Source organism: Bordetella genomosp. 5, from assembly GCF_002261315.1.
Taxonomy (GTDB): domain Bacteria; phylum Pseudomonadota; class Gammaproteobacteria; order Burkholderiales; family Burkholderiaceae_B; genus Bordetella.
The window spans coordinates 434,614-447,340 of the sequence record NZ_NEVP01000001.1 but is presented as its reverse complement, the minus strand read 5'-3'; the positions used below and the strand labels follow the sequence as shown (position 1 = coordinate 447,340).

At 66.5% G+C, this 12,727-nt stretch carries 12 protein-coding genes; 10 read left to right on the top strand and 2 right to left on the bottom strand.

Annotated elements, in window-relative coordinates; all coding sequences use genetic code 11:
- The first annotated feature begins 159 nt into the window (after positions 1-159).
- On the top strand, positions 160-627 hold the full coding sequence (locus tag CAL25_RS02070) for a hypothetical protein (RefSeq protein ID WP_094798275.1): 468 nt from the start codon (positions 160-162) through the stop codon (positions 625-627).
- A 13-nt stretch (positions 628-640) separates the two neighbouring features.
- Positions 641-979: a hypothetical protein gene (locus CAL25_RS02065; RefSeq protein ID WP_141217876.1), complete on the top strand. Its 339-nt coding sequence runs from the start codon at positions 641-643 to the stop codon at positions 977-979.
- Between the two features lie 23 nt (positions 980-1,002).
- Here the strand turns inward: CAL25_RS02065 and CAL25_RS02060 are convergent, their stop codons facing one another.
- Positions 1,003-2,490: a PLP-dependent aminotransferase family protein gene (locus CAL25_RS02060; protein WP_094798273.1), complete on the bottom strand. Its 1,488-nt coding sequence runs from the start codon at positions 2,488-2,490 to the stop codon at positions 1,003-1,005.
- 284 nt (positions 2,491-2,774) lie between these two features.
- On the opposite strand from CAL25_RS02060, the gene CAL25_RS02055 reads away from it, so the two are divergent.
- Positions 2,775-4,022: a benzoate/H(+) symporter BenE family transporter gene (locus CAL25_RS02055; RefSeq protein ID WP_094798272.1), complete on the top strand. Its 1,248-nt coding sequence runs from the start codon at positions 2,775-2,777 to the stop codon at positions 4,020-4,022.
- Positions 4,023-4,039: 17 nt separating this feature from the next.
- Here the strand turns inward: CAL25_RS02055 and CAL25_RS02050 are convergent, their stop codons facing one another.
- A complete protein-coding gene (locus CAL25_RS02050; RefSeq protein ID WP_141217875.1) occupies positions 4,040-4,609 on the bottom strand; it encodes a TetR/AcrR family transcriptional regulator in 570 nt (189 codons plus the stop codon).
- A 120-nt stretch (positions 4,610-4,729) separates the two neighbouring features.
- Here CAL25_RS02050 and CAL25_RS02045 point away from each other — a divergent pair, with 120 nt between their 5' ends.
- From CAL25_RS02045 to CAL25_RS02005, 7 genes are all read left to right on the top strand, one after another.
- The gene (locus CAL25_RS02045; RefSeq protein ID WP_094798271.1) at positions 4,730-5,197 is read left to right on the top strand and encodes a DUF1348 family protein; all 468 of its coding nucleotides are present in this window, start codon (positions 4,730-4,732) and stop codon (positions 5,195-5,197) included.
- 474 nt (positions 5,198-5,671) lie between these two features.
- On the top strand, positions 5,672-6,547 hold the full coding sequence (locus tag CAL25_RS02035) for an NAD(P)-dependent oxidoreductase (protein ID WP_094798269.1): 876 nt from the start codon (positions 5,672-5,674) through the stop codon (positions 6,545-6,547).
- Between the two features lie 59 nt (positions 6,548-6,606).
- Positions 6,607-7,572 (top strand): Bug family tripartite tricarboxylate transporter substrate binding protein, encoded by a 966-nt coding sequence (locus CAL25_RS02030; RefSeq protein WP_094798268.1) that lies wholly within the window; start codon positions 6,607-6,609, stop codon positions 7,570-7,572.
- A 36-nt stretch (positions 7,573-7,608) separates the two neighbouring features.
- Positions 7,609-8,280 (top strand): RraA family protein, encoded by a 672-nt coding sequence (locus tag CAL25_RS02025; protein WP_094798267.1) that lies wholly within the window; start codon positions 7,609-7,611, stop codon positions 8,278-8,280.
- Positions 8,281-8,282: 2 nt separating this feature from the next.
- Entirely contained in the window at positions 8,283-9,353 is a 1,071-nt protein-coding gene (locus tag CAL25_RS02020; protein ID WP_094798266.1) for a hydroxyacid dehydrogenase, read from the top strand.
- Between the two features lie 35 nt (positions 9,354-9,388).
- A complete protein-coding gene (locus tag CAL25_RS02015; RefSeq protein WP_094798265.1) occupies positions 9,389-10,048 on the top strand; it encodes a GntR family transcriptional regulator in 660 nt (219 codons plus the stop codon).
- A 536-nt stretch (positions 10,049-10,584) separates the two neighbouring features.
- On the top strand, positions 10,585-12,720 hold the full coding sequence (locus CAL25_RS02005) for a TonB-dependent receptor (protein ID WP_249278914.1): 2,136 nt from the start codon (positions 10,585-10,587) through the stop codon (positions 12,718-12,720).
- Positions 12,721-12,727 lie beyond the last annotated feature (7 nt).

The window sequence follows — 12,727 nt, the reverse complement described above, 5'->3', positions numbered from 1 at the left end:
TTCTCCGGATCTCGGCATCATGCCACTCGGGGTGGCTTCGACGCCACGATGCCATCACGATTTCGGCCAATGGAACCTATTTGGCTGTCGCGTCACCAACGCCAGGAAACCCTGTCAAGGCCGTGGCTTACGCCGGCCGTTTATTCGAAGGAGTGGGGCATGGCGCACGATTTCCGGCAGTTGCTCACCGATTGGCTTGGACGCATGTCGGGCGACGCATCTCCCCCCTGGCACGGCGAGCAGGCCATTGCGCCCCTGAGCCTGCCCGGTCAGTCCGAGCCGTTCTATCTGGTTCACCCGCCTGGCCCGGGCGAAACGTTCATTCTGGTGGCGCCGCTCGGCGAGGCCCAGGTGCAGGTATCGCCGTCCGTCTTGTCGGCCATGCTGGAGCTCAACGCCGAGCCGGCGCTGTCGTCTGGCGCTTTCGCGCTGGATCCGAGTGACAGGTCGGCCATCTACCGGTTTGTCGGCGACCTCACTGGCATGGATTTCGCTCGATTTCAGAACACGCTTACCAATTTTGGCCTGTTGGCGGCGGAAGCGCGCAGGCACTACCAGCAGCTGGTCGGTGCGGCATCACGGGCGAACAGACTGCCCGGGATGGGCGGCCCCGGCTTGCGGGTTTGAGATAGGAATGACCATGCAGATCAATTCCAACAACCTCAACTCCCTCTCCCGACTCGACGCCCCTGCGCAAGCGTCACCTGCCGCACCCGCACAGACGGAAAGTCTCGCGCCCGTGCCCGCGAGCGCAGAGCGCTACGCTCAGGTCTCGCTTCAACCGCTGAGCGTATCCAGCACAAGCCCGCGCGGGCTCACGCTGATCAAGGATCTGGAAAACGGAATTCCGGCCAACGTGCAGATTTTCATCAAACCCACCAAAGGCTCGAACGAATTGAGTCTCGCGTGGCAGATCGCCGCACCGCCGCCCGGTGGCGTGGAACATGTCGTGACCGGCATCGCGATCGGCAAGCGCTGAGCTCTCCGCCATGCCGCCGCGATTCACTTGCGTTGCGCCAGCGCGCGCAGCACGTCCCTCAGCTTCCTGACGGCGATTTCCATCTCCCGCGGCGAGTAGGCTGCGAACCCCATCAAGAAGCCGGCGCGATCGCGGCGTGAGGCATGCAGGGGCGTGAGCCCCAGCAGGTCCACACCCGCCTTCGCCGCCGCGGCCACCGCCAGCTCCTCTCGAATGTCGCATGTCAGCACGCACTGCATTTGCAGCCCGCCGACCGGCACGCAGGGTTCGACGTAATCGCCCAGGTACTTGCGCACCAGACGGACCAGCGTGTCCCGGCGCTCGACATAGACGTTGCGCATGGCCCGCACATGCGCGCCAAAGTGCCCGCCTTCCATAAAGCGCGCCAAGGTCAGTTGCGCAAGCGTGGCACTGTGGCCGTCGAGCAGCGTGCGCGCCACCGTCATGGGCTCGACCAGGGGCGCGGGCAGCACCATGTAGGCAATGCGCAGGCCGGGAAACATGGACTTGGTGAACGTGCCGATGTAGATGGTGCGCTCCTGCGCATCGAGCCCCTGCACGCACGCCGTGGGCTTGCCGGCATAGTGAAACTCGCTGTCGTAGTCGTCTTCCAGAATCCAGGCGCGCTTGCGATGGGCCCACTCGATGGCCGCCAGACGGCGTTCCAGCGAAAGCGTGCTGCCTGTCGGAAACTGATGCGAGGGCGTCAGGGACACGGCCTTGGCGTCCTTCCCGATCACGTCGAGGCGATCGACGAGCATCCCCTGATCGTCCAGCGGCACCGGCGCGCATCGCAGCCCCGCGGCCTCGAAGGCTTTGCGCGCGCCCGGGTATCCGGGATCCTCCACGCAGATCCCATCGCCCGCATCCAACAGCACGGTCGCGCACAGCGTCAACGCCTGCTGCGAACTGGTCAGCACGAGCACACGCTCGGCCGTGGCCCGCGCCCCGCGCTCCAGGCTGACGTAGTCGGCGATCGCGCGCCGCAGTCTTTCCGTACCCTGTGGCGGGCTATGGGCCAGGGCGTGACTGTCGTACTCCTTCAGAATCTGGCGTTGCAGCCGCTCCCATGTCGGGAGCGGGAAGCTGCGGGTCTCGGGCACGCCGGGCGCGAACGGACGCGGAAACGAAAACTCCCGCAGACCGCCGCTCTCGAAAATCGCCGTGCCGCGCTGACTCAGGCGGATAGCCTCGGCGCCGGTGGACTTGCGCGGCGCGAGCCTTCGGGTCGAGCGCTTCGCGCGTTGCGAGACAAAGCTGCCCACGCCCACATGACGCTCGATGAAGCCTTCCAGCTGCAGTTGTGTATAGGCCGCCTCGACCGTATCGCGGGACACGCCGAGCGACGTGGCCAGCCCCCGCGACGCGGGCAGCGGCCTGCCGACGCCCAGGGTGCCGTTGAGGATCAGTTCGCGCACGGCGCGCTGGATCCGCAGATGCAGCGGCATGGACCGGTGGGCGGGATTCTCGATCCATGCCTTCACGGTCTCCAGCTGTGCGTGTTTGAACATATGTGTCGGCCCCTGAAGCCTTTGCCCAGACATTGCCTGGCGGTTCGCGCCTCGCGTCGGGGCGCACGGGGCGGTCGCATGCCGGGCGTTCCCATGCCCGGCGATCGCCGCGCCGGGCGTCGCACGCCGTAAGCCCAACGCGGGCCACGCCTGCCGCGGCGGCCGCTGCGAGCAAGCGCCAATGGTCTGCTCGACTGCCGAATATTGGTCGGCTTATTCGGACCATTCTAGCGTTAAAAAATCGCCGAAGGCAGTCCGCCCGTTCCCAGGAGTTTCGCGTCGCCATGGCATCCACCGCCCCCCACCTTTCGCTTCGCGCAAGCGACCTTACCCATCCCATCGTCGCGGGGCTGATCTCCGTCATCGTCAACTACGGCGGCACTTTCGTGCTCGTCTTTCAGGCGGCCAAGGTCGCGGGCCTCAGCCCCGAGCTCACCGCCTCGTGGGTCTGGTCGATCTCGATCGGCGTGGGCGTCACGGGGATATTTCTCAGCTGGGTGACCCGCGAGCCCATCATCACGGCGTGGTCCACACCCGCGGCCGCGTTTCTGGTGACCGCCCTGGCGACCACGTCCTACGCCGAAGCCATCGGCGCATATCTGATCTCGGCGGCGGCGTTCGTCGTCCTCGGCCTGTCCGGATGCTTCGAGCGCGTCATCCGACTCATCCCGCCCGGCATCGCGGCGGGCCTGCTGGCCGGCATCCTGCTGCAATTCGGCATCGGCGCATTCGGCAGCATGAGCCTCGACCCGGTGCTCGCGGGGCTGCTCATTCTCGCGTACGTGGTGTTGAAGCGCTTCACCGCTCGCTACGCGATCGTCGGCATCCTGGTTCTCGGCCTGGCCTACCTCCTCTTGCAAGACCGCGTGGATCTGGCCGGCCTGCAACTGCAGCTGGCGCAGCCCGTATTCACCATGCCCGCGTTCTCGTTGAACGCGCTACTGAGCGTCGCGCTTCCCTTGTTCCTGATCACGCTGACGGGCCAGTACATGCCGGGCATGCTGGTGTTGCGCAACGACGGCTTTCGAACCAGCGCCAACCCCATCGTGGCGGTCACCGGGCTCGGCTCGCTGGTCATGGCGTCGTTCGGATCGCATGCCTTCAATGTCGCGGCCATCACGGCGGCGATCTGCACCGGCAAAGAGGCGCACGAAGACCCGTCCAAGCGCTGGGTCGCGGGTATCGCCGCGGGTATTTTCTATATCCTCGTCGGTGTGTTCGGCGTCACGCTGGCTGCCGTCTTCATGGCGTTCCCGGCCACCTTCATCGCGACGCTCGCCGGGCTCGCGCTGCTCGGCACCATCGGCACGAGCCTGGCCCTCGCCCTGACCGATGTCAGAACGCGCGAGGCGTCGTTGATCACCTTTCTGGCCGCGGCCGCCAACATCAAGATGCTCGGCATCGGCGGCGCATTCTGGGGCCTGCTGATCGGCCTGCTCGCCTACGGCATCCTCAACGGCCGCCTCGCGCCCGCACCCGGAACCGCGCCGACGGCCTCGCCCCCCGCACACCAGAAAAAAGCCGCGGGCTGAGGCCGTCGCCGCCGCGCTCAGTCGTCCAGCACGCAGCGCGCGAGCCCGCGCAGCGCGTCGATGGCGCGGTCGGCCGATTCGCCCATCTGCGCGTGCACGATGGCGCCGTCGATGGCGACCGTCAGGCAGCGCCCCAGGCCTGCGTCGCGGCTCTCGAAGACCTCGTTCAGGCATGTAGCGACGTCGTTCTTGTGGTCGCGCACCACCTGCAGAATGTCGGGATGGGTCGAGCCGAACTCGGCCGCCGCGTTCAGAAAAGCGCAGCCCCGAAATTCCTCGCGCTCGAACCAGTCGCGCAGCGTGAAGGCCAGCGCATCGATCTTCGAGGTGCCGGCGGCCAGATTCAGCTCGAGGCTCTCGCGAAACCAGCGGATCCACCGCTCGTGGCGAAACTCGAGATACGCCGTCACCAGCAGCTCCTTGCTGGGATAGTGACGATAGAACGTCACCTTGGTGACGGAAGCGGCTTCGATGATCTTGTCGATCCCGGTGGCGCGGATGCCCTGCCCATAGAACAGCGCATGGGCCGCATGCAGGATGCGCTCGCGCGGCGGAAGATCGTCGGGGGGGGAAATGTGGCGGGCCATGACGCATTGTAGACAGACCGGTCCACCTCCTGCAATCAGAAGTAGACAGGTCGTTCCACCTGCGCTAATCTGCGCAGGTAGACAGATCGTTCTACTTCTTTCCTTCTCCCAGGAGCCACCATGGAAACCCGCCCCCCGCTGCCGCCGTTCACCAAAGAAACCGCCATCCAGAAAGTCCGACTCGCCGAAGATGGCTGGAACACGCGCGACGCCGCCAAAGTGGCGCTCGCCTACACGCTCGATACCAAGTGGCGCAATCGCGCCGAGTTCGCCAACAACCGCGCCGAAGCCCAGGCATTCCTCGACAGGAAGTGGAAGAAGGAACTCGACTACCGCCTCATCAAGGAGCTCTGGGTACACGACGGCAACCGGATTGCCGTGCGCTACGCCTACGAGTGGCACGACGACGCGGGCAACTGGTTCCGCTCGTACGGCAACGAAAACTGGGAATTCATGCCCGACGGACTGATGCACCGCCGCTACGCCTGCATCAACGACATGCCGATCAAGGAGTCCGAGCGCAAATTCCACTGGCCTCTGGGCCGCCGCCCCGACGATCATCCGGGGCTGTCCGAGCTGGGGCTCTGAACAATCGCGCCGGCACGCTCCGCAACGCTGCCCCCGGAGGTGGCACCCAGCCCGGTTGTCGCATCGTTCGTCCCTTCGACGGCGCCACACCCGAAGACCAGAAGGCCACGCAAGTGGCCTTTTTTTTCTTGCCTGCCACATTGCCGAGGGCAAGGCGCATACGCGGCTGCGGGTGCAGGTACGGGTCCGGGTGCGGGTGCGGGTCCGGCTGCGGGTGCGGATACGGGTCCGGCTGCGGGTGCGGGTTCGAGCCCGGGGCGGTGGGGTCGCCCCCGGCCCTGGTCTATCGCTTTCAACCCGCGCGGCGGGCCCCCCCGGGGGTGGCCCGCGCGCTGCCCCCCCGTGGGGAGAGCAACCCGTCCTAATGTTTTTTTAATGTACCAGCACCCGCCCAACTCTACGGGTAAACACCCTCTATTACGCGGATAACTCCCGATCTATAAACACACATTGTTTTTTTATTGTTTTTTTAAAATGAAAATTGCACTGATCGGATGCGGCGAAGTCGGGCACTGCTATGCCCGCGCCTGGACCGCCGCGGCCCACCGCATCGTCGGCATCTGCGAATGGCGGACGGACGAGGAAATGGCGGCGCGCGCCAGCGAAGCCGGCGCGCCCTTGCATGCGGAACTCGGCCCCTGGCTGGCCGAGGCGGACGTCGTGGTCTCGGCCGTTTACGGCTACAACGCCGCCGAGGTCGCCGCGCAGGCGCTCGCCCACCTGCGCGCCGATGCGGTCTACGCGGACTTCACCACCGCCAGCGCCCCCGACATGCAGAAAGCCGCCGCCGCGGCCGCCGCGCGCGGTATTCCTTTCATGGACGTCGCCATCATGGGCGCCATCGCCCTGCTGGCCGAGAAGACGCCGTTGCTGTGCGCCGGGGAGGGCGCGGCGGTCGTGACCGAGCTGGGCGAAAGCGCGGGCGCGACGGTCCGGATCATCGAAGGCCAGCCCGGCGACGCGGTGCGCCTGAAGCTCCTGCGCAGCATCATGACCAAGGGCATGGAGAGCCTCTCCGTCGAATGCCTGGTCGCGGCCGAACGCATGGGCCTGCGCGATTCTCTGTACGAAGTGCTCGCCGACATCGACCGCACGCCGCTCACGGCGTTCATGGACTCGTTCGTGCGCTCGCATGTGCTGCATGCGCCGCGCCGCCTGGCCGAGGTGCGCGAAGCGCGCGACCAACTGCATGAAGCGGGCCTGGAACCGCTGGCGCTCAACGGCGTCGAGGCGCTCTTCGCGCGATCCACCCGCGGCGTCGAAGCCGCGCGCGCCCAGGGCGAGGCCCCTGCCGCCGACACGGTCGAAGCCCGCCTTGCCTGGCTCACCACACTGGCCCGCCAGTCCTGATCCGCCACCGCGCCCCAGAGCGCGGACCCCAATCCGAAAAACACTGCGTGAGGAAGACAATGAAACTGTTCAAGAAAATGCTGGCCGCCACCCTGGTGCTGGGCTGCGCCGCGGCGCACGCCGCCGACCTGGGCTCGTCGCCGATCACCCTGATCTCGCCCTTTCCGCCCGGCGGCGGCACCGACACGCTGACCCGCATGATCGGCAACGCGATCAGCCAGGATGCCGGCTGGAACATCGTGGTCGAAAACAAGCCCGGCGCCGGCGGCAACCTGGCGCTGGACGCCACGTCGCGCGCGCGTCCGGACGGCCATACGCTCGTCATGGCACAGACCGACAACATCGTGTTGAACCCCTGGCTCTACACCAAGCTCAGCTACGACACCTTCAAGGACTTCAAGCCGGTGGGCCCGGTGGCCAGCTCGCCCAGCGTGTTCGTCGTGCTGCCCGACTCGCCCTACAAAACCCTCAACGATGTCGTGAAAGCCGCCCAGGCGCGACCCAACCTGGTCTCGCTCGGCATTCCCGGCATCGGCGGCACCGGCGATCTGACCGGCTATCTGTGGCGCAAGGCGGCCAAGATGGAGCTCATGCACGTGCCCTATCGCGGCTGGAGCCAGGCCTTCCCCGACCTGGCCAGCGGCCGGATCGACATGTATGTCGGATCGGTGGCGTCGCTGCTGCCGCAGATCCGTGGCGGCAAGGTGCGTGCGCTGGGCGTCGTCGCCACCGAGCGCTCGCCCGCGCTGCCCGACGTGCCCACCTTTCCGGAAAGCGGCTTTCCGACCATCAACCAGTCGATCTGGTGGGGCCTGATGGCGCCGGGCAAAACGCCGGACGACGTCATCGCCACGCTGAACGCCGAACTGCGCAAGGTGCAATCGAATCCGGAATTGATCAAGAAGCTCGAAGAGGCCGGCTACAGCGTCCTGACGGGTTCGCCCGAAGACCTGGGCCGCCGCCACCGTGCCGACCACGACGCCTTCGGCAAGGTCGTGGAAGAAGCCGGTATTCCGAAGCAGTAAGCCCGACACGTATCCATTCAGCGATCAGGAGCAGTGATGCCAGGTTTTGAAATCCACGCCCGCCAGCGCGCGGTCAGCAAGGAACTCGTCGACAAATTCCGTGAGGTGCCGGTGGCCAACGTGAGCGACTGCATGTCGCGCATGACGGCAGGCGGCGCGCGCCTGCGGCCCATGCACAATGGTCATCCGTTGGCCGGCCCGGCGCTCACGGTGCGCACGCGCCCCGGCGACAACCTGCTGGTGCACAAGGCGCTGAGCCTGGCACAGCCCGGCGACGTGATCGTGGTCGACGCCGGCGGCGACCTGACCAACGCCATCATCGGCGAGATCATGACCACCTATGCCGAATCGCGCGGCATCGCGGGCATCATCATCAACGGCGCCATCCGCGACTGCGGCACCATCCGCCGCAGCGCGTTCCCCGTCTATGCGGCCGGCGTCACGCACCGCGGCCCCTACAAGGACGGCCCCGGCGAGATCAACTGCGTGGTTGCGCTGGACGGCATGACCATCGCGCCGGGCGACCTGATCCTCGGCGACGACGACGGACTGCTCGCCGTGCCGTACGAACAGGCCGAAGCCATCTATCAGGCGGCGGCGGCAAAGCACGACGTGGAGACCAAAATGCTGGCCGACATCGCCGCCGGCACGCTCGACACCTCGTGGATCGACGACCGCCTGCGTGCGCAGGGCTGCACGGGAGTCTAGCCATGGGCGGTGCATCAGTCGGCCGGCCCGATCTGCGCGTCGTGCGGCTGGATCTGTGGATCGATCCCGCGTTCGACACGGCGATCGCGCAGGACAGCAGGCTGGACCTGCGGGTGCTCCCGGCCCAGGGCGACGCGGTGACCGCGGCCGGCCTGGCCGGCGCCCACGCCTACCATGTCAGCGCGGCCAAGGACGAAGTCCCCGCGCGCTGGCAGGTGTCCGCCAACCTCCTGGCCCTGTGCCCCGAGCTGCTGTGCGTGTCGTCGGGCGGCGCCGGTTACGACACCGTCGATGTGGCCGCCTGCACCCGTGCGGGCGTGGCGGTGGTGAATCAGGCCGGCGCCAACGCAGCGTCGGTGGCCGAAATGACCTTCGCCCTGCTGTTGTCGCTCGTGAAGCGGCTGGGCGAATCGGAAGCCGCGCTCCGGGCGGGCACGGCCGTCAGCCGCGAGGCGTTGATGGGCCGAGAGATCGAAGGCCGCGTCATCGGCCTCGTCGGGATCGGCGAGATCGGGCGCCGCGTCGCGCGCATCGCGGCCGGGTTCGGTTTGAAGGTCATCGCCTACGATCCGCTGCTGACCGACGCGCAGATCACCGACCGGGGCGCCGCGCCCGTCACCTTTGCCGCGCTGTTGGAGCAGGCCGACATCGTGAGCCTGCACTGCCCGCTGAACGCCGGGACGCGAGGGATGTTCGGCACGGCCGCGCTGCGCCGGATGAAGCCCGGCGCGCTATTCATTTCCACCGCGCGCGGCGGCATCCATGACGAGGACGCGCTGCTGGCCGCGCTCGAGTCCGGCCACCTCGCCGGCGCGGGCCTGGACGTCTGGCAGGTCGAGCCGCCGCCGCCGCACAGTGGACTGCTGCAACGCAGTGACGTGGCCGTCGCCTTTCATACGGGCGGCGTGACGCACGAGGGCCGGCGCAAGGTCGCGCAGGGCTCGGCCACGCAGATCATCGACATGCTGGCCGGACGCAGGCCCGACCGCCTGCTCAACCCCGAGGTCTGGCCGCGCTTTCTGGCGCGCCTGGCCGAACACGGGATCAAGGTGCCGCGCCCGCCGTTGTTATAGTCGCAGCTTTGAAACCGGGAAGAGCCAGCCTCCTCATGTCGAGCGCCAGTGATTACGTCTACGGCGAATTGCGCCGCCGCCTGATGGCCGGATCGTTCCTGCCCGGCGAGCCGCTGCGCGAGGAACACATCGCCACGCAACTCTCGGTCAGCCGAACGCCCGTGCGCAACGCGATCGAACGCCTGATCGCCGACGGCCTGGTCACCCGCGAAGGCCGCCGCGGCGCGGTCGTGCTGGGCTGGCAGGACCGCGACATCGACGAGGCCTTCGAGCTGCGCATGCTGCTGGAGCCATACGCCGCCAAGGCCGCCGCCACGCGCGCCACGCCCGAACAGATCGACGAGCTGGAGCGCATCAACCAATGCATGCTCGACGCCGTGAACTCCGGCGCACCTGACCACGTCGCGCAGGTCCAGCACTACAACAACCTCTTTCACCACACCCTGCTCGAAGCCGCGCAGTCCGCGCGCGTGCGGTCCCTGGTCGACAACCTGCTCGACATGCCGATCATCATCGGCTCGTTCTATTTCTACACCCCCGAAGACATGCTGCGCAGCGTGGAACACCACCGCCAGATCATCGCCGCGATACGCGCGCGCGATCCCGCATGCGCGGAGATCGCAGTGCGCTTCCACCTGGCGGCGACCCACCTGCTGTTTCGCTCGCATCGAAAGGACGGAAAGACGGGGGAGTAGTTCTCTCGCCGCTCCGGGGCTCGATCAGCCGCGAAGCTCGTGCACACGGCGCCGACATTCTTGGCCCCCCCGCTGAGCAGCAACCCCGGGCCTCAGCACTGACCCCGTCGAAAGCGCCAGCGACTTTGGTTCATGCGCGCACCTATATATGGCGTCCGACTCTGATTTCGTCGGGAGCATGCTGCCATGCTCACCGGCGCAACGAACCGGATCAGCGCAAGCGGCTGGCCGCTGGCGAACTGGGGCTGGATATATGCGGCGTGCGCAAAAAGCGGGCGGCTGCCGGACTGGTCTACGTAACAGCAGCCCGGATGTGTAAGGGGGGCCACGCTTCCCGAACCATAGCGATTCGTTCGACCGTCATCGGCACAGCCCTCGTAACCGATGTACGTACGCCACATCCGAACAAACCTCCGCTAGGAACAGAGAATAAGAATGATTATTATGCGTGTTTTAAATAATAGAACACGTGGGGTGGGGCTGTGGGTAAGGCATCGAATGGCCGTCAAGGCAGGCAGAAGGGCGTCGCCCGGGCGGTGAAACAGGCGTTGGCGGGCAGTGCCGCGCTCTATGCCGCCTCGGTATCGGCACAGACGCAGGCGCCGGCCGCGATCAGCGTCCTGCCCACCGTCACGGTGACCAGCGCGCCTGTCGCCCTGGGCGAGGCGCCCGCGCCCATCGCCGGCGGTCTGATCGGCGGCGGGGCCCGCATGGGCATCCTGGGCAACACGTCCGTCATGGACACCCCGTTCAGCGTCACCAGCTATACCGCCAAGAAGATCGAGAACGAGCAGGCCCGGTCGGTCGCCGACGTGGCCACCATGGATCCGTCGGTGCGCATGAGCAGTGCCCGTTCCAACATCAACGAAGACCTCACCATCCGCGGCTTCAATGTGCCGACCGCGGACTTTGCTTTAAATGGCATGTTCGGCCTGACGCCCTATTGGCGCGCACCGGTCGAGACCCTGGAACGCGTGGAGATCATCAAGGGACCGTCGGCGGCGCTCTTCGGCATGACGCCGGGCGGCAGCGTGGGGGGCGTCGTCAACCTGGTGCCCAAGCGCGCCACCGATGAGCCCATCACCCGGCTCACGGGCTCGGTCATGTCCGACTCCGTCTTTGGCGTGCATGCGGACGTCGGCCGCCGCTTCGGCCCCGATAACGCCTTCGGCATCCGCGTGAACGGCATGCTGCGCGACGGCGACACGCCAATCAAGGACCAGTCCACGCGCGAAGCGCTGGGCTCGGTCGCGCTGGACTATCGTAGTCAGAAACTGCGCACGTCCCTGGACCTGATCTGGCAGAAGGAACGCATCGACAACGTCGTGCGCCAGTTCCAGCTTGGCGCGGACCTGACCTCGATTCCCGAGGCGCCCGCCAACAAGAACCCGTATCCCGGTCTCGGTTGGAGCGACGGCCGCAACACCGCCGGCGTCTTCAAGATCGAATACGACATCACCGACTACCTGACTGCCTACGCGGGCTACGGCCAGCGCAAGCTGGATTGGGACGCCTTTGCCGCCAACCCCGTGCTGCAGAATTCGCAAGGCGATTACGATTTCTTTGGCGGATGGCAACGGATGACGGTGGACAGCAAGTCCACCGAGGCTGGCCTGCGCAGCAATTTCAAGACGGGTCCCGTGAGCCACAAGGTCGCCTTCGGCTACACGCTGCTGGACCAGGACTCCGAGCTGGGCTTTGACAGGAACTTTCCGTCGGGCAGTTCCAACATCTACGCGGGCACCGTCTTCGATACGCCGTCGATCTCCGGCAGCAACAATCCGCTGAACCGCTACCAAAGCACCAAGCTGACCAGTTACGCGCTGGCCGACACCCTGGGCTTCATGGACGACCGCCTGCAACTGACGCTGGGCGCGCGCCGCCAGAACGTGCAGGGCCAGAATTACGACTTCACCAACGGCGAGCCGAGCGGCGCGCGCTACGACAAAAGCGCGACCACGCCGCTGGCCGGCGTCGTCTTCAAGGTGCGGCCGGACCTGTCGGTCTACGCCAGCTACGTCGAAGGCCTGTCGCAAGGCGACACCGCGCCCACCACCGCGGCCATCACCAACCCGGGCGAGACCCTGTCGCCGTTCAAGTCCAAGCAGAAGGAACTCGGCGTCAAGTACAACCTGAACGACGACATGCTGGCCACTGTCGCGCTCTTTGAGCTGACACGCCCCAGCTCCGGCATTTCGGGTAACACCTTTGGCGAATTCGGCGAACAGCGCAACCGCGGCGTCGAAGCCAGCTTTGCCGGTGAAGTCACCAAGGGCGTGCGCCTGTTGGGCGGCATCAGCTACATCGACGCCGTCATCAACAAGGCCACCACCCCCGGCCTACAGGGCAACAAGGCCGTCGGCGTGCCCGACTGGCAATTCAACCTGGGCGCCGAGTGGGACACCCCATTCCTCCCGGGTCTGACGGTGTTGGGCCGCGTCATCTACACCGACAGGACGTATGCCAACGCGGACAACACGTTGTCGGTGCCAAGCTGGACCCGCGTTGACGCCGGCGCCCGCTACGAGACCAAGATCAGCGGCACCCCCGTCACCTTCCGCTTCAACGTCGAGAACCTGTTCAACCGGAACTACTGGGGCACCGCCACGGCAGGCTACCTGTTCGTAGGATCGCCGCGCACCTACACCTTCTCGACCAGCATCGCGTTCTAAGGAAGTC